This window comes from Nonomuraea sp. NPDC050451, from assembly GCF_044458585.1.
Genome location: NZ_JBITHZ010000051.1, coordinates 15,015 through 31,105, shown reverse-complemented (window position 1 = coordinate 31,105; position 16,091 = coordinate 15,015). Strand labels below are relative to the sequence as shown.

Below are 16,091 nucleotides of genomic sequence, written 5' to 3'. Positions count from 1 at the left end.
TTGCCTTGAACGGAGATGGACCCGTGCTTATGTCCCAGGCGTGGCACCGCCTCGCCCATAAGACGTCCGCATTGGGATTGACGGGGACGCTCGCGATCTTCGTCGGCTCCATCTTCGTGGTCTCCACGCCGACGGCCGCGTTAGCCGCTGTGACGAAGCAGTTCAGCTACACGTGCACGGGGTCGATGCTCGGCAGCACCTCTGGGACCATCAGCGTCGGGCTGAGCGCTCCCGACTCGGTGACCGCAGGCACGACCTTCGACCTGACGGTGAAGATCCCGGAGTTGACGCTTGCGACCGCGCCGACGACGGCTACGACCTTGCAGGTCAACGCCACATTGACGCCGACGCCCGGCTCGATCCAGGACCCTGGCGTCAAGACCGGCGCCAATGTCACCACCAGCACCACGGTGTCGGCCAAGGACGTGGTCTACAAGGTCTCCGTGCCGACCGGCACGACGGGCAAGGTCAGCGTGAAGCCCAGCCAGTTGGTGCTGAGTCTCGCCTCGCCCAGCACCACTACGACGACGTGCACGACGACGTCGACCGAGGCCCTGGACGTCACGATCGGGACCGGTGGCGGTGGCGGGACCGATGACGTCGTCGAGTATGACTGCGACCTCGCCAGCAGTGGCGGCGACGCCGACTATCCGGCCGACGTCGACATCAAGGTCGTCATGACGCCGCCCACCAGCGCCACCGCCAACGCCGACGCCTCGATCACCTGGACCGGCACCATCCAGTCCACCGGCGGCACGCTGAAGGCGCCCACCGGCTTCCCCACCACCAGCCCCAAGATGTTCGTCACCATCAAGGCGAGCGGCGCCGGAGCCCCCTCCACCGCCACCGGGGAAGCGGCGCTGAGCACCGTCACCATCGGCCAGAACATCACGCTCCCCACCAGCGTCACGGTCAAGATCAAGCCCACCACCACGGGCACGGTCTCCCTGACCGCCGGCGACCTGGCCTTCGGCACCTCGGCGTCCTCGCCTACGATCAAGTGCCTGGCCCCCACGACCGGCCTCAAGGCGTACACCTTCACGGTGGGCTCCTCCACCAGCAGCCCGACGACCTCCTCCACCCCGACCAACACCACCTCCAGCCCCAAGCCCACCAAGACCAGCACCGCGACGGTGACCGTCACCCCCTCCAGCTCCACCAAGAAGTCGAAGACCCCCAAGGCTGGGGCCGACACCGGTGGTGGCGGTGAGGCGGGGCCCGACGGGCGGATGTTCATCCTGACCGGCACCGCGCTGGTGGGCGCCGCGGCCGTCGGCGGGCTCGTCATGCGGCGGCGTAACGCCACCAGGGGCTGACGGGCATGTCGGGGCACTATCCGTACGGCGGCGGCGGGCAGATGCCGCCGCCCGCGGACAGGGGGAGCACGGCGCTCAGGACCGTGCTCATCGGGGCGGCCATCGCCGGCGTCGTCACCGTCGTGGCCGGGCTGCTGATCGTGTTGAACTCCCCCCAGGAGTACGGCCTCGCGAGCAACAACCGCGAGACCCTGAAGCTGCAGGCGCAGCCGGACGGGAAGGCCACCGGACAGCCGGAGCAGGCACTCTTCCAGGCGGCCCCCGACGTGCCGCCGCCGCTGCCGCAGATCAACCCCGCCCCGCCCATGCTGCCGTCCACGCCCAAGCGGATCGTGATCAAGAGGCTCGGGATCAACGCGCCGATCACGTCCGTCGGGCTGAAGAAGGACGGGACGATCGAGGTGCCTCCGTCCGAGAACCCCAACCTGGCCGGGTGGTACCGGAACATGTCCACGCCGGGTGAGGCCGGGCCGGCCGTGATCCTGGGGCACAAGGACACCAGGACGCGCAGCGCCGTGTTCAGCAGGCTCCCCGAGCTCAGGAACGGCGACACCATCGAGATCCAGCGCCAGGACAGGACGACCGCGGTGTTCACCGTGGGCGGCATCGAGCAGGCGAGCAAGAAGACGTTCCCGACCCAGCGCGTCTACGGGCCTCAGGAGAACGCTCAGCTTCACCTGATCACCTGCGGTGGGAACTACGATCGCACGATCGGCCACTACGACGACAACGTCATCGTCTACGCGACGATGACGAGCTCCTATCGAAGCTGACAAGCGCGGAGGCGGGCTATGGGCTGGATGGCCAAGCGGAGACTGCGTACCGGCCCGACGGCGGCCCTGCCCGCCAAGCCGGATCCGGCCGAGCTGCTGCGCATCGTGCAGCTCGCCGACCCCGGCGCGAAGAAGGACGGCGACGACATCGTGGCCACCGACGTGCGGGTGCACGCGCCCGTGGAGGCCGAGCCCGAGCTGACCGGTGGTGAGCTGGAGAAGGTGTGGGCGGTCAGGGTGGCCGCCGAAGGGCCGCTGCCGCTGAACTACTTCGACCGCTATCTCGCCGAGGGCCTGGCCTTCCGCCTCAAGGGGCTCGCGGTGTGCCGGGGCGAGGTGACCGACCCCGCCGACGAGGAGGAGAGCGGGCCGGCCGTCATCCTCCCGGCGCGGCCGACCGCCGAGGAGCTGGCGCCGCTGCTGGAGCAGGACGAGGAGGACGAGTTCGCGTTCACGGCCGGTGACATCCGGGCCGTGCTCGTCCCGCAGAAGGGGCAGCCGCCCGCCGTACAGGAGCTGCTGCCCTTCGCCGTCGAGCTGACCGCGATCGAGTTGCGCGGCGACGAGCCGGCCAAGCTCGGCGCACTTGCCCTGGAGCTGGCCGAGGCGCTGAACGGGCTGGTCGTGGACCGCTGGCGGTTCCGGGTGGACACGGCGGAGGACCTGGTCCCGCCCACGCGTGAGTAGAACGTCGTTCTGTTGTAGTCTGCCCCTAGTAACCGAATAATGCTCGGTTTCCAGGAGGCACTGTGGCAGAGGCGTACATCGTCGGGGCGGTCCGCACCCCCGTCGGCAAGAAGAAGGGCGGCCTTTCCACCGTCCACCCCACTGACCTGGCCGCGCACACGCTGAAGGCGCTGATCGACCGCACGGGCGTCGACCCCGCGGCGGTCGAGGACGTCATCATGGGGTGCGTCATGCAGTTCGGCCCCCAGAGCATGGACATCGCGCGAAACGCCTGGCTGTCGGCAGGCCTGCCGGAGACCACCGCCGGCGTCACGATCGACCGGCAGTGCGGCTCCTCGCAGCAGTCGATCCACTTCGCCGCCCAGGGCGTGATGTCCGGCACCCAGGACCTGGTCGTGGCCGGCGGCGTGGAGTCGATGAGCATCGTGCCGATGGGCTCGTCGATCACGGCCGCGCTGGAGAAGGGCATGCCCTTCCCGTTCGGAGAGAAGTGGGTCGAACGGTACGGCAAGCAGGAGATCTCGCAGTTCCGCGGCGCGGAGCTGATGTGCGAGAAGTGGGGCTACACGCGGGAGACGCTGGAGCGGTTCGCGCTCGAGTCCCACCAGCGCGCCGCCAAGGCCATCGCGAACGGCTACTTCAAGGAGCAGATCGCGCCCGTCAACGGCGTCGAGGACGACGAGGGGCCGCGGGCCGACACGACCCTGGAGAAGATGGCCACGCTCAAGACGCTGAAGGAGGGCGGCCAGATCACCGCCGCCACCTCCTCGCAGATCTCCGACGGCTCCGGCGCGCTCCTGATCGCCTCCGAGCAGGCGGTCAGGGACCACGGCCTGACGCCGCGGGCCCGCATCCACCAGCTCGCCCTCATGGGCGACGACCCGGTCTACATGCTGACCGCGCCGATCCCCGCCACGCGGCGGGCACTGGAGAAGGCCGGCATGTCGATCGACGACATCGACGTGGTGGAGATCAACGAGGCGTTCGCGCCGGTGCCGCTGGCCTGGACGCACGAGCTCGGCGCCGACCCGGCCAAGGTCAACCCGAACGGCGGCGCCATCGCGCTCGGTCACCCGCTCGGCGGCACGGGCGCGATCCTGATGACCAAGCTCCTGCACGAGCTCGAGCGCACGGGCGGCCGGTACGGGCTGCAGACGATGTGCGAGGGCGGCGGCCAGGCCAACGTCACCATCATCGAGCGCCTCTGAAGGCATGAAAGGCGCGAGCGCCGCCTCCTGGCGTACGGTGGAGGCGGCGCTCGCCTAACTACCCATCCTGGTAGTTGTCTCAGCGACCCTTCGGCGGGATGCGCCGGGGCGGCATGATCGGCCGTTGCGGCATCTTGGGCATCGGCCGCGTCACGGGCAGTCCGGGAAGGTTCTTTTTCCTGGATGAACGGACTCGCATAAGGAAGCTCCTTTACACAGACTCACGACGCGGCTCATGGAGGCCGGTCGGCAAGCTCAGCTGCCGCGTCTGGAACGGATGACGGGCGATCTCGCTGCTGAGCAGCGGTGAATCACAGGTAAAGGCGCATGTCCATGACAGTACGGGCCGGCCGTAATCCCGTGCAACCGAATTAACGCCGGGCGGCCATCAGCCGGGCCACCGCCACCGCCGCCCCCGACAGCGCCGCCACCAGCAGCATGATCGACAGGGGCGCGGCGAAGTAGGTGAGCTGGGCCCACGTCACCGCCCGCCCGTTCATGAGGAACGAGATCAGGTCCGGGTACGCCGCCAGCACGGCCACGGGGATCAGCGCGGGCACCAGCCGCCACCACGCCCACCACTGGGCCCGCCGGCCCGCGCGCCGGGCGGCCCAGCGCCGGGAGCGCAGCACTCCCATGACGCCGAGGCCCGCCGCGGCCATCGCGAGCACGCCCAGCACCAGCTCGAACAGCTGCCGGTCGCCTCCGGGCACCTCGGGGGCGCGGCCCTCGCTGAGGGCGGTCAGCCCCTCCATGACGGTGTAGGTGTCGTCGGTCAGCGCCGCCCCGTTCGCCATGACGGCGAAGCCGTAGCCGGTCCTGGGGGAGACGGCCTCGACGGCGTTGTACGTGAACAGGTTGCCCGAGTGCACGAGCTGCCCGGTCTCCCGCTCGACGCCCCAGCCCATGCCGTAGTCGCGGATCTTGCCGGGCGTGTGCATGACGTCCAGGGTCTCCCGCTTGACCAGCGGGCGCCCGTCGCCCGACTGCGCGATCAGCCACTTGCCCATGTCGGCGGCCGTGGTGATGACCCCGCCCGAGCCGCTGTCGTTGAGGAAGTCGGACAGCTCCGGACGCGGGAGCCAGGCACCGAAGATCGAGTTGTAGCCGTCGGCCGGCCTGACGACCTGGTCGCTGACGGCGCTGGACTTCATGCCCAGCGGGCCGAACACCCGCTCGCGCAGGTAGTCGCCGAACGGCTGCCCGGAGGCCACCTCGACCAGCCGGGAGGCCAGGTCGTAGTTGACGTTGCAGTACTCCCACCGGGTGCCGGGGTCGGCGCGGAGCTCGGAGCCGGACAGCCGGGAGGTGTAGTCGGCGAGCGAGGTGGCGCCCTCCACCGCGGCGATGTCGACCGTGGTGTCCGACAGGCCGGAGGTCTGGTTCAGCAGCTGCCGTACGGTGATGGCGGCCGCCCGCGGGTCCGCCATCCTGAACCCCGGCAGCTGCGCCGCCACCGGCTCGTCCAGCTTGATCCTGCCGCGCTCCACGAGCGTCATCACGGCCATCGCGGTGAACGACTTGCTGACCGAGGCCACGCGCATCGGGGTGTTCGCGGTCACGGGACGCCCCTCGGAGTCGTGGCCGTAGCCGGCCGCGTGCACGACCTCGCCGTCGTGCGTCACGACCACGGACATGCCGGGCAGTCCGGTGGACTCCATGGCCTGGCGCAGGTAGGCGTCGATGGTCTGGGGCGTCGGCTGCGGGGCGGGGGCGAGGGTCAGCGCCGTCGAGAGGCCGACCAGAAGGGACTTCACTGCAATCACGAGGAGAAATTTAGGAAGTCGCCCCCGCCCTCCGGATCGGCCGACCGTCCAGAACCACCCCTGACGAAAGTCAGGTCAGGCGCTCCGGGACGGTGTTGTGCACCTGCTGGAAGATCACCGACGTGCGGAAGCCGACGATCTCCTTGCGCTTGCTCAGCCGGTCGAGCAGGAACGAGTGCAGGTGGTCCAGGTCCTGCACCGCAACGTGCAGGAGGAAGTCGTCCCCGCCCGCCAGCACGAACACGCTGAGCACCTCAGGCATCGCCGCCGCCGACGACTTGAACGCGTTGATCACCGCCCGGCTCAGCGGCCGTACCTGGACCGAGACCATGGCCTGCACGCTCCGGTTGAGCGCGGCCGGGTCGATGTCGGCGTGGTAGCCGCGGATCACGCCGCGCCGGGTGAGCGACCTGACCCGCTCCAGACAGGTCGAGGGCGCCACGCCGAGCTGCCGGGCCAGCTCCCGGTTGGACTGCCGCGCATCCGTTTGGAGCAGCCGCACGATTTCCGAATCAAGTTCGTCCATGAGTGGATGGTCCCACGCAGTTCCGGCCATTCGTTCGGCTGGCAGAGGTTATGGCCGAATGAGTGCACTAACTTCGGCTGCATGTCAGAACATCGCATAGGTGCCGGACACGGCACGGCCCTGCTGGTGGGGGCGGTCCTGGGGCCGGGGATGCTGGTGCTGCCGCACCTCGCCGCCGCCGCCGCGGGGCCCGCGTCCGTGCTGGCCTGGGCCGGGCTGCTCGCGCTGAGCATCCCCGTCGCGCTGACCTTCGCCGCGCTCGGCGCCAGATACCCCGACGGCGGGGGAGTGGCGAGCTTCGCCGGACTCGCGTTCGGCCGGCACGCCTCCGCCGTGGTCGGCTGGTGGTTCTACGGCGCCGTCCCCATCGGCACCGTCGCCGGCGCGCTGGTCGGCGGCCAGTACGTCGAGGCCACGCTGGGCATGGACGCCACCCTGGCCGCCTGCCTGATCCTGGGAGCCGCCTTCGCCGCCAACCTCGCCGGGCTACGCACCTCGGGACGGCTGCAGATCGGCTTCGTCGTCCTGCTCGTGGCGCTCCTGGCCACGGCCGTGATCACCGCCGCGCCGCACGCCGACCCGGGCAACTTCGCCCCCTTCGCCCCACACGGTGCCGCGGGCGTGGCGGACGCGGCCGGCGTGCTCCTGTTCGCCTTCGTCGGCTGGGAGGCGGCCAGCCACCTGTCGGCCGAGTTCGCCGGCAAGGGGAACGGCCTGATCCGGGCCACCGCGGTGACGCTCGTCGTGGTCGGCATCCTGTACGTGGGCGTGTCGGTCACCTCCGTCGGCGTGCTCGGCCCCGACATGACCGGCGTGCCGCTCACCGCCATGCTGGAGACCGGCATCGGCCCGGCAGCGCGGCCGGTCACCGGGGTGGTGGCGGTGCTGCTGACCTTCGGCGCGGTCAACACCTACCTCGCCGGGGCCTCCCGGCTGGGCGCGGCCATGGCCAGGGACGGGGCGCTGCCGGGCTGGTTCGCCAAGGGCGGGGCGCCGGGCGAGACGCCGTACCGGAGCCTGGGGCTGCTCGCCGTGCTCAGCGTGCCCGTGCTGGTGTGGGCGGTGGACCTGGACCTCCTCATGCGGGCGACCTCGGCCTGCCTGGCCGCGGTCACGGCGGCGGGCGTGGCGGCGGCCGTGCGGATGCTGCCCGCCGGGCGGCACCGGAACACGGCCGTGGTCGGTGCCGGGCTGTCGCTCGTGGCGCTGGCGTTCTGCGGCGGCTACCTCGTGGTGCCCGCCGTGCTCGCCCTGGTGGCGATCGGGGTCCTGAAAGCGAACGCTCGCCGTTCGTACAAAATCAAGTTATAAACGGCGCATGGCGTCGTCAGGCGGGCAGTACTCCTAGCACAGGACGGCGCATCGTCGGGAGGTGCCATGACCGAGCACGCCAAGTACGCGGAATCCAGAGAGGTCGGCGAGCAGGCCCGCGAGAAGGAGTGGACGCGGCCCAGCTTCGCCAAGCAGCTCTTCCTCGGCGACTACCGGCTGGATCTCGTGTACCCCGTGCCGACGCTGTCCGACGAGGCGGCCAAGCGAGGTGAGGAGTTCGTCAGGGCGGTGCGGCGCTACCTCGACGCCCACGTCGATCCCGCCCTCATCGAGCGGACCGCGCAGGTGCCCGACGAGGTGGTCAAGGGGCTCGCGGCGCTCGGGGCCTTCGGCATCACGATCGGCGAGGAGTACGGCGGGCTCGGGCTGCCCTACCTGTACTACTGCCGCACCCTCATACTCGTCGGCTCGTACTGCCCGGCGCTGGCCACGCTGCTGTCGGCGCACCAGTCGATCGGGGTGCCGCAGCCGCTCAAGCTGTTCGGCACCGAGGAGCAGAAGCGGGAGTTCCTGCCGAGGTGCGCGGCGGGCGAGATCTCCGCGTTCCTGCTGACCGAGCCCGACGTCGGCTCCGACCCGGCCCGCCTGTCCACCACCGCCGTCCGCGACGGCGACGACTACGTGCTCGACGGCGTCAAGCTGTGGACGACGAACGGCGTCGTCGCCGATCTCCTGGTGGTCATGGCCAGGACCGGCAAGAAGATCAGCGCGTTCGTGGTCGAGGCCGACTCTCCCGGCATCACGGTCAAGCGGCGCAACGGCTTCATGGGGCTGCGCGGCATCGAGAACGGGGTCACCGAGTTCTCCCAGGTCAGGGTGCCGGCCAAGAACCTGATCGGGCGCGAGGGGCAGGGGTTGAAGATCGCCCTGACCACGCTGAACACCGGCCGCCTGTCGCTGCCGGCCACCTGCGCGGGCAACGCCAAATGGGCACTCAAGATCGCCCGCGAGTGGGGCAACGAGCGCGTGCAGTGGGGGCACAAGGTCGGGCAGCACGAGGCCGTGGCCACGAAGATCGCGTTCATCGCGGCGAGCGCGTACGCGCTCGAAGCCCTCTGCGAGCTCACCAGCCGCCTGGCCGACGACCAGCGCAACGACATCAGGATCGAGGCGGCCCTGGCCAAGCTGTACGCGTCGGAGCTGTCGTACCAGGCGCTCGACGAACTGGTCCAGATCAGGGGCGGCCGCGGCTACGAGACGGCCGAGTCGCTCGTGGCGCGCGGCGAGCGCGGCGTGCCCGCCGAGCAGATGCTGCGCGACTCCCGCATCAACCGCATCTTCGAGGGCTCCTCGGAGATCATGCGCCTGATGATCACCCGGGAGGCGGTGGACGCGCACCTGTCGGCCGCCGGGGAGCTGATCAACCCGGAGGCCTCCCGCCAGGAACGCGCCCAGGCCCTGCGCCGGGCCAGCCGCTTCTACGCCAGGTGGCTGCCCACGCTGGTGGCCGGCACCGGCAATCTGCCCGCGTCGTACGGCGACTTCGGCCCGCTGGCCGCGCACCTGCGCTTCGTGGAGCGGACCAGCCGCAAGCTGGCCCGGTCCACCTTCTACGGCATGTCGCGCTGGCAGGGCCGGCTGGAGCACAAGCAGTCGTTCCTCGGCAGGCTGGTGGACATCGGGGCCGAGCTGTTCGCCATGACCGCCGTGTGCGTCAAGGCGGAGGAGGACTCCAGGGACCTGGGGCGCCGGCCGTACGAGCTCGCCGACACCTTCTGCCACCAGGCACGACGCCGCGTGGACGCGCTGTTCGACCGGCTCTGGGACAACAGCGACGCGGGCGACGTGCGCCTGGCCGGCTACGTGCTCGACGGCCGCTACGGGTTCGTCGAGGAAGGCATCCTCGACCCCTCCATCGAGGGGCCGTGGATCGGCACGCCGCAGGGTGGGGAGAGCGTCCGGAGAAAGATCCTCTGACGCCCGGTCTAGACCGGTTGTGAGGTTTTCCTGGCCTCAGCGTTTTCAAACTGATACGAGCCGGTATAGACCGGCTCGCTAATCCAGGCTTACGCTGGCGCAAACGCGTCGAGCTGTACGCTCGCGTGCCCCATCCCCCAGGACGGGGTCCGTTGGCTGGTACGGACCAGCGCCCGTCCGACGAGAAGGCGGTATCTCCAGTGAACATGAAGCTTGTGGGCGGCGCCGCTCTCGGCCTTGCCACGATGCTGGTCCTGTCCAGCTGCGGCTCCGGCGGTTCCGGCGGTGGCGGAGGCAACACACAGGCGTCGGGCGGCGGGCAGGTCACCCTGAAGATGGTCGCCGCCGACTACGGCGACGGCCCCGGCAAGCCGAACTCGGGCGAGACGTTCTGGAAGGGCGTCGTGGACGAGTTCCAGGCCGCCAACCCGAACATCAAGGTCGACGTCCAGGTCATCAACTGGAACGACATCGACAAGCAGGTCGCCACCATGGTCCAGAACGGCCAGGTGCCCGACATCCTGCAGACCGGCGACTACTCCGGCTTCGTCAAGGACGGGCTGCTCTACAAGGTGGACGAGGTGCTGTCGCCGAACGTCTCGGGCGACATGCTGCAGAAGTTCGCCGAGTTCGGCAAGGTCGACGGCACCGCGTACGGCATCCCGTTCGTCTCCTCCGCGCGGGCGCTGTTCTACAACAAGGACCTGTTCCAGAAGGCCGGCATCACAGAGCCGCCGAAGACGTGGGACGAGCTGAAGGCCGACGCCGAGAAGCTGAAGAAGGCCGGCGTCACGCAGCCGTTCGGCCTGCCGCTCGGCCAGGAGGAGGCCCAGGGCGAGTCGTTCCTGTGGATGCTGGGCAACGGCGGCGGCTACAAGGACGCCTCCGGCAAGTGGGCGATCAACTCGCCGCAGAACGTCGAGACGTTCACGTACATGAAGGGCCTGGTCGACGCCGGTCTGACCACCCCCAACCCGGGCACCAAGGATCGTAAGACGGTCTGGGAGGACTTCGGCGCGGGCAAGGTCGGCATGGTGAACGGCGGCCCCATGTCCATCCCGATCTTCGACGCGGCCGGGCTGAAGAACTACGGCGTCGCGCCGATCCCCGGCAAGAGCGGCCCGCTCGACACCACGCTCGGCGTCATGGACTGGATCATGGCGTTCAACAAGAACGGCCACGCCGCCGAGATCAAGAAGTTCTTCGACTTCTTCTACACCGGCAGCGCCGCCCAGAAGATCTCCGACACGTACAAGCTGCTGCCCGTCACCAACGGCGGCATCCAGAAGCTGTCGAGTGACGAGAAGCTCAAGCCGTTCCTCGACGCGCTGCCCAACGCCAGCTTCTACCCCTTCCAGGACCCCAAGTGGGCCGAGGTGAACCCGGCGATCAAGCAGACCATCGGCGGGGCCGTCAAGGACGACCCGGCCAAGGTCCTCGGTGAGCTGCAGAAGACCGCCGAAGCGGCCGGCTGATACGTCGGGGGCCCGTGCGGCCGGCGCTCTCACCGGTGCCGGCCGCACCGTCTTGGAAGGTTGCTCATGAGAAGGTTGCGCGCCCTGGAGCCCCTCGCGTGGGTCGGGCCCGCCGTGGTGCTGATCGCGCTGGTCGTGCTCTGGCCCGTGATCGAGATGATCAGGTCGTCGTTCCTCAAGATCAGCCGCTTCGGGGTGGTCCAGGGGGGCAACGGCTTCGCGAACTACGAGAAGCTGTTCGGCGAGAAGGACTTCGCCGACATCATGGTCCGCAGCGTGATCTGGGTGGTCGCGGTCGTCGCGCTCACCGTGCTGATCTCGCTGGCCCTCGCCCAGCTGTTCAACCAGCGCTTCCCGCTGCGCAAGGCGGCCCGGTGGGCGCTGATCGCGCCGTGGGCCGCGTCGGTGCTGATGACGGCGATCATCTTCAAGTGGATGCTCGACCCCGAGGTCGGCGTGATCAACCAGATCCGGCTGAAGCTGGGGCTGATCGACGCGATGGGCGGGGCCTCGGCCGACCAGCTCGGCGACGCCTCCACCGCGATGCCGTGGCTGGTGTTCGTGGCCGTCTTCGTGTCGGTGCCGTTCACCACTTACGCGCTGCTGGCCGGGCTGGCGACGATCCCCGCTGACGTCTATGAGGCGGCCAAGATGGACGGAGCCACCCGGTTCCGGACGTACTGGTCGATCACGCTGCCGCTGCTGCGCCCCGCGCTCACCGTTGCGGCGCTCATCAACGTCATGAACGTCTTCAACAGCTTCCCGATCATCTGGGCCATGACGCATGGCCAGCCCGGCTACTCCACGGCCACCTCGACGATCCTCATGTTCATCCTCAAGGGCTCGAACATCGGCGAGTCGGCGGCCATGTCCGTCGTCAACTTCGGCATGGTGATCATCCTGACCGCGATCTTCCTCAAGGTCTCCCGCTGGAACAAGGAGGTGGCGTGATGGCGATCAAGACCCTGCCGTCGCAGGCCACCCGCCCGCGCCACCACGTCAGGCCGGCGGCGCGGCGCAGGATGCCGAGGCTCAAGACCGTGCTCGTCGCGGCCGCCGCGTACGTGATCGCGTTCGTCTTCCTGTTCCCGTACGTGGTGATGCTGCTCACCTCGCTGCGCTCGCAGGAGTCGCTGCGCGAGGTGTCGTTCTGGCCGAAGGAGTGGGTGTGGTCGAACCTCGCCAACTTCTGGACCAGCGGCCTGGCCGGCAACCTGTGGGTGACGCTCAAGGTCGCCGGCGGCTCGACCGTGCTGGTGCTCCTGGTGGCGCTGCCGGCCGCGTACTACTCGGCCCGGCACAACTTCAGGGGGCGCACGGCGTTCCTGATCCTCGTGCTGATCACCCAGATGTTCCAGCCCACGGCCATGCTGGTCGGCATCTACCGCGAGTTCTTCCAGTTCGGGCTGGTGGACTCGATCTGGTCGCTGATCCTCGTGAACGGCGGGTTCAACCTGGCGTTCGCGGTGTGGATCCTGAACGCGTACTTCGCCTCGATCCCGCGCGAGCTGGAGGAGGCGGCGTTCATCGACGGGAACGGGCGCTTCGGGGCGCTGTTCAGGATCACGCTGCCGCTGGCCATGCCCGGCGTCATCACGGCGCTGATCTTCACCTTCATCGCCGCGTGGAACGAGTTCGTGGTCGCCCTGACCCTGACCACGACGCCGGAGAACCAGCCGCTGACGGTGGCGCTCAACTCGTTCATCGGTCAGTACCAGGTGGACTGGCAGAACCTGTTCGCCGGGTCGGTGATCGCCACCATCCCCGTGATCGTCCTCTTCGCGCTGATCGAGCGTAAGGTCGTCGGCGGCCTCACGGCCGGGTCGATCAAGTAGCGCCTACGCCTTGGGCTGGGGCACCCGTGCCACGCAGAAGACCGTCTGGCCGAACGGTGGCCTGATGAACCGCTCGATGAAGCGGGTCGTCGGGACCACCGTACGGTCGTAGATCTTGACCAGGCGCGGGTCGGGGTAGCCGACGCCGCCCCGGCGCACGGCGGCCCACCAGGCGATGCCGCCCAGGAAGTTGATCGGCTTGAGCACCTCGATGTCCAGGCCGGCCTTGGCGACCGTCGCGCCGAGCGTCTTGGGCGTGTAGCGCTGGACGTGGCCGACCTTGCGGTCGAAGTCTCCGTAGAGCTGCATGTAGCCGGGCACCCAGATGATGATCCGCCCGCCCGGCAGCGTGACCCGGGCCAGCGAGCGCAGCGCCTCGGCGTCTTCCTCGATGTGCTCCAGGACGTTCATCATGACGACGGTGTCGACCTTGTCCTCGAGCGGGATGTCGGTCGGCAGCCCGAACTGCAGGACGTCGATGTCGTCGCGGCCCGCGAACCGCTTTTCCAGCTGCTCGACGCAGTAGGGGTCGAAGTCGCTCACGACCAGCCTGTCGAGCCGCGGCAGGAACTGCTCGGCGAAGTGGCCGAGGCCAGAGCCGATCTCCAGCATCGAACGGCCGACATGCGGGGCGACCATGTCCAGCTCGTACTGCCGATAGTTCTTGGCCTCGTCCCCACCCAGGTGGTTCTCCAGGGCCTCGTCACCGGCCGCCGGTTGCACTACACGGTCATACCCAGAAGACATAGTCCCGTTCCTTCTCGGGGGCTCATGGATTGCCCGAGTCTAATGCCCCGATCACTGGTGACGTTCACCCGATACGCGAAAGACCCTTCCCCGGGGCACCTCTGATGGGGTGGAATCTGACTCGCCATGGACGACGACGAGGCGATCGAGCGCTCGCTCGCCGGTGACCAAGCCGCCTATGAGGTGCTGGTCGCCCGCTACAGCGCGCTCGCCCACCGTACCGCTTTCATGCTGGGTGCGGGGGACGAGGCCGAGGACGTGGTGCAGGAGGCGTTCGTCAAGGCGTTCCGGCATCTGCCGAGTTTCCGCAGGGACTCGCCGTTCCGCCCGTGGCTGCTGCGGATCGTGGCCAACGAGACCCACAACCTGACCCGGTCGCGTGGGCGCCGCTCCGAGCTGGCCTTACGGTTGAGCGCCACGGCGTCCGTGGCCGCGCCCGACGACCCCGAGGGCACCGCGGTGGCCGGCGACCGGCGCTCGCGCCTGCTGGAGGCGGTGCGCCGGCTGCCCGAGCGGGAACGCCAGGCCGTCGTCTGCCGGTACTTCTTACAGCTGACCGAGGCGGAGACGGCGCAGGTGCTCGACTGGCCCGTGGGCACCGTCAAGTCCAGCACGCATCGGGGGCTGGCCCGGCTGAGGGAGGAGGTGGGCAATGAACTCGCGTGAGCCTTTCGACGACCTGGAGGCCGAACTCCTGGCGCTCGGCGACCTCCTCGACGTCCCCAGTCCGCCGCCCTCCGACGTCGCCGCGGCCGTACGCGCCCGCCTGGAGGCTTCTCAGGGTGAGGTGCCCGATCCTGCGCACGGTCCCGTCAGCGGCCCCGTCCGGCCGCACTCCCCGGTGCCGCGCCGCCGGCGCGCGAGGTGGAAGGTCGTCACGGCCGTTGTCCTCGTCGTCATCGCGATCACGGCCGCGACCCCTCAGGGGCGGGCGGCGGTGGTACGGATCCTGCGGTTCGCCGGGATCGAGCTCCGGATCGGCGACGCGCCGCCCAGGGCAGTCACCAGCGCCACGCCCCTGCCGTACGAGCACACCGTGGACCAGGACGGCCTCAAGGCCGAGGTGAAGTTCCAGGTCAGGACGCCGAAGGCGCTGGGGGAGCCCGAGCGCACCACGGTGTCCGACAGGGGCCGGGTCGTGTCGATGTTCTGGCCGGGCGGCGTCCGGCTCGACCAGTTCGACGGCGGCCTGGACCCGGTGCTCTTCAAGAAGCTCGGCCCGCCCTGGCCCGACTACACCAAGGTCGGGCCCTACCAGGCCTGGTGGATCCCGGGGGCGCACCCCCTCGGCTACCTCAGCCGCCAGGACGGCACCGAGATCCCGCTGCGCCAGGCGGGCCCCACCCTGATCTGGCAGCAGGACGCGCTGAACTACCGCCTGGAGGGCGTCAAGACCAAGGAGGAGGCCGTCCGCATCGCCGCGTCACTCGGGTGAGCTCGTCAGCCACTCGTCCACGCCCGCGAGCAGCTCCTTGCGCACCGGCTCCGGGGCCGCGGAGGACCGCAGGGACTGGCGGGCCAGCTCGGCCAGCTCCGCGTCGCTGAAGCCGTAGACGTCCCTGGCCAGCTCGTACTGCCTCAGCAGCCGCGCGCCGAACAGCAGCGGGTCGTCGGACCCCAGGGCGATCGGCACGCCCGCGTCGAACAGCCGCCGCAGCGGCACGTCGGCGGCCCGCTCGGCCACGCCCAAGCCCACGTTGGAGGTGGGGCAGATCTCGCAGCAGATCTGCCGGTCGGCCAGCCGGTGCATCAGCCGCTCGTCCTCCGCCGCCCGCACCCCGTGCCCGACCCGGTCCGCGTCCAGGTCGTCCACGCACTGCGACACGCTGCGCGGGCCCAGCAGCTCGCCCCCGTGCGGCACGGACAGCAGCCCGCCCCGCTTGGCGATCCTGAACGCCCGCTCGAAGTCCCTCGCCTCGCCCCGGCGCTCGTCGTTGGACAGCCCGAACCCCACCACGCCCTTGCCGGCGTACTGGGTGGCGAGCCGGGCCAGCGTGTTCGCGTCGAGCGGGTGGCGGGTCCTGTTGGCCGCCACGACCACCGCGATGCCGATCCCCGCGTGCTCGGCCGCCAGGCGCGCCGCGTCCAGCGTCAGCTCCAGCGTCGCCGTCAGCCCGCCGAACCGCTGGGCGTACCCCGACGGGTCCACCTGGATCTCCAGCCACCGCGACCCGGCCGCCGCCTCGTCCTCGGCCGTCTCGCGCAGCAGCCGGTAGACGTGCTCGGGACGGGTCAGCACGGACCTGGCGATGTCGTACAGCCGCTGGAACCTGAACCACCCGCGCTCGTCGGTGGCCCGCAACTTGGGCGGCCAGTCCTCCTCCAGCGCGTCGGGCAGGTGCAGCCCCTGCTCCCTGGCCAGCTCGATAAGCGTGGAATGCCGCATCGATCCGGTGAAATGCAGGTGTAGATGTGCCTTGGGCAGCGTGTTCAGGGGCCTTGCCATCTGCATATCTTGCCACTCAACCCCGGGACCGCTTCGCGCGTTGGGGAGGGCGAAAGGGGACCT

15 protein-coding genes are annotated in these 16,091 nt (G+C 69.7%); 11 read left to right on the top strand and 4 right to left on the bottom strand.

Annotated elements, in window-relative coordinates; genetic code table 11:
* The first annotated feature begins 71 nt into the window (after window positions 1-71).
* The 4 genes from ACIBI9_RS61490 (at window position 72) to ACIBI9_RS61475 (ending at window position 3,984) form a co-directional block, all read left to right on the top strand.
* Entirely contained in the window at window positions 72-1,316 is a 1,245-nt protein-coding gene (locus ACIBI9_RS61490) for a hypothetical protein (protein ID WP_397237359.1), read from the top strand.
* Window positions 1,317-1,321: 5 nt separating this feature from the next.
* Window positions 1,322-2,089 carry a class F sortase gene (locus tag ACIBI9_RS61485; protein WP_397237357.1) on the top strand — a complete coding sequence of 256 codons (768 nt, stop codon included), beginning with the start codon at window positions 1,322-1,324 and terminating at the stop codon, window positions 2,087-2,089.
* A 27-nt stretch (window positions 2,090-2,116) separates the two neighbouring features.
* Window positions 2,117-2,776: a hypothetical protein gene (locus ACIBI9_RS61480; RefSeq protein ID WP_397237355.1), complete on the top strand. Its 660-nt coding sequence runs from the start codon at window positions 2,117-2,119 to the stop codon at window positions 2,774-2,776.
* 62 nt (window positions 2,777-2,838) lie between these two features.
* Window positions 2,839-3,984 carry an acetyl-CoA C-acetyltransferase gene (locus tag ACIBI9_RS61475; RefSeq protein ID WP_397237353.1) on the top strand — a complete coding sequence of 382 codons (1,146 nt, stop codon included), beginning with the start codon at window positions 2,839-2,841 and terminating at the stop codon, window positions 3,982-3,984.
* A gap of 371 nt (window positions 3,985-4,355) precedes the next feature.
* On the opposite strand, the gene ACIBI9_RS61470 is transcribed toward ACIBI9_RS61475, so the two are convergent.
* On the bottom strand, window positions 4,356-5,750 hold the full coding sequence (locus ACIBI9_RS61470; protein WP_397237351.1) for a serine hydrolase domain-containing protein: 1,395 nt from the start codon (window positions 5,748-5,750) through the stop codon (window positions 4,356-4,358).
* A 70-nt stretch (window positions 5,751-5,820) separates the two neighbouring features.
* Window positions 5,821-6,276 (bottom strand): Lrp/AsnC family transcriptional regulator, encoded by a 456-nt coding sequence (locus tag ACIBI9_RS61465; RefSeq protein ID WP_364855241.1) that lies wholly within the window; start codon window positions 6,274-6,276, stop codon window positions 5,821-5,823.
* An 81-nt stretch (window positions 6,277-6,357) separates the two neighbouring features.
* On the opposite strand from ACIBI9_RS61465, the gene ACIBI9_RS61460 reads away from it, so the two are divergent.
* The 5 genes from ACIBI9_RS61460 (at window position 6,358) to ACIBI9_RS61440 (ending at window position 12,835) form a co-directional block, all read left to right on the top strand.
* Complete coding sequence (locus ACIBI9_RS61460; protein WP_397237349.1) at window positions 6,358-7,587, top strand: APC family permease; 1,230 nt, start codon at window positions 6,358-6,360, stop codon at window positions 7,585-7,587.
* Window positions 7,588-7,653: 66 nt separating this feature from the next.
* Window positions 7,654-9,525, top strand: a complete 1,872-nt coding sequence (locus tag ACIBI9_RS61455; RefSeq protein WP_397237347.1) for an acyl-CoA dehydrogenase family protein — start codon at window positions 7,654-7,656, stop codon at window positions 9,523-9,525.
* A 206-nt stretch (window positions 9,526-9,731) separates the two neighbouring features.
* The gene (locus ACIBI9_RS61450; protein WP_397237345.1) at window positions 9,732-11,000 is read left to right on the top strand and encodes an extracellular solute-binding protein; all 1,269 of its coding nucleotides are present in this window, start codon (window positions 9,732-9,734) and stop codon (window positions 10,998-11,000) included.
* Between the two features lie 66 nt (window positions 11,001-11,066).
* The gene (locus ACIBI9_RS61445; protein WP_397237343.1) at window positions 11,067-11,951 is read left to right on the top strand and encodes a carbohydrate ABC transporter permease; all 885 of its coding nucleotides are present in this window, start codon (window positions 11,067-11,069) and stop codon (window positions 11,949-11,951) included.
* Entirely contained in the window at window positions 11,951-12,835 is an 885-nt protein-coding gene (locus tag ACIBI9_RS61440; protein WP_397237341.1) for a carbohydrate ABC transporter permease, read from the top strand. Before ACIBI9_RS61445 ends, ACIBI9_RS61440 begins: the two co-directional genes overlap by 1 nt.
* Before the next feature lie 3 nt (window positions 12,836-12,838).
* Here ACIBI9_RS61440 and ACIBI9_RS61435 read toward each other — a convergent pair whose 3' ends face one another.
* Window positions 12,839-13,582 (bottom strand): class I SAM-dependent methyltransferase, encoded by a 744-nt coding sequence (locus ACIBI9_RS61435; protein WP_397237339.1) that lies wholly within the window; start codon window positions 13,580-13,582, stop codon window positions 12,839-12,841.
* 126 nt (window positions 13,583-13,708) lie between these two features.
* On the opposite strand from ACIBI9_RS61435, the gene ACIBI9_RS61430 reads away from it, so the two are divergent.
* Window positions 13,709-14,248, top strand: coding sequence for an RNA polymerase sigma factor (locus tag ACIBI9_RS61430; protein ID WP_397237337.1), 540 nt, complete (start codon window positions 13,709-13,711; stop codon window positions 14,246-14,248).
* Window positions 14,235-15,017: a hypothetical protein gene (locus tag ACIBI9_RS61425; RefSeq protein ID WP_397237335.1), complete on the top strand. Its 783-nt coding sequence runs from the start codon at window positions 14,235-14,237 to the stop codon at window positions 15,015-15,017. Before ACIBI9_RS61430 ends, ACIBI9_RS61425 begins: the two co-directional genes overlap by 14 nt.
* On the opposite strand, the gene ACIBI9_RS61420 is transcribed toward ACIBI9_RS61425, so the two are convergent.
* Window positions 15,006-16,028 carry an adenosine deaminase gene (locus tag ACIBI9_RS61420; protein WP_397237333.1) on the bottom strand — a complete coding sequence of 341 codons (1,023 nt, stop codon included), beginning with the start codon at window positions 16,026-16,028 and terminating at the stop codon, window positions 15,006-15,008. The two genes, ACIBI9_RS61425 and ACIBI9_RS61420, sit on opposite strands and share 12 nt — an antisense overlap.
* Between the last annotated feature and the right edge of the window lie 63 nt (window positions 16,029-16,091).

What these genes read in the sequence shown, in the direction of transcription:
- ACIBI9_RS61425 (WP_397237335.1), top strand. Translation starts at nt 14,235, where the DNA reads ATGAACTCGCGTGAGCCTTTCGACGACCTGGAGGCCGAACTCCTGGCG.
- ACIBI9_RS61465 (WP_364855241.1), bottom strand. Translation starts at nt 6,276, where the DNA reads ATGGACGAACTTGATTCGGAAATCGTGCGGCTGCTCCAAACGGATGCG.
- ACIBI9_RS61445 (WP_397237343.1), top strand. Translation starts at nt 11,067, where the DNA reads ATGAGAAGGTTGCGCGCCCTGGAGCCCCTCGCGTGGGTCGGGCCCGCC.
- ACIBI9_RS61480 (WP_397237355.1), top strand. Translation starts at nt 2,117, where the DNA reads ATGGCCAAGCGGAGACTGCGTACCGGCCCGACGGCGGCCCTGCCCGCC.
- ACIBI9_RS61485 (WP_397237357.1), top strand. Translation starts at nt 1,322, where the DNA reads ATGTCGGGGCACTATCCGTACGGCGGCGGCGGGCAGATGCCGCCGCCC.
- ACIBI9_RS61450 (WP_397237345.1), top strand. Translation starts at nt 9,732, where the DNA reads ATGAAGCTTGTGGGCGGCGCCGCTCTCGGCCTTGCCACGATGCTGGTC.
- ACIBI9_RS61440 (WP_397237341.1), top strand. Translation starts at nt 11,951, where the DNA reads ATGGCGATCAAGACCCTGCCGTCGCAGGCCACCCGCCCGCGCCACCAC.
- ACIBI9_RS61435 (WP_397237339.1), bottom strand. Translation starts at nt 13,582, where the DNA reads ATGTCTTCTGGGTATGACCGTGTAGTGCAACCGGCGGCCGGTGACGAG.
- ACIBI9_RS61460 (WP_397237349.1), top strand. Translation starts at nt 6,358, where the DNA reads ATGTCAGAACATCGCATAGGTGCCGGACACGGCACGGCCCTGCTGGTG.
- ACIBI9_RS61430 (WP_397237337.1), top strand. Translation starts at nt 13,709, where the DNA reads ATGGACGACGACGAGGCGATCGAGCGCTCGCTCGCCGGTGACCAAGCC.
- ACIBI9_RS61455 (WP_397237347.1), top strand. Translation starts at nt 7,654, where the DNA reads ATGACCGAGCACGCCAAGTACGCGGAATCCAGAGAGGTCGGCGAGCAG.
- ACIBI9_RS61420 (WP_397237333.1), bottom strand. Translation starts at nt 16,028, where the DNA reads ATGGCAAGGCCCCTGAACACGCTGCCCAAGGCACATCTACACCTGCAT.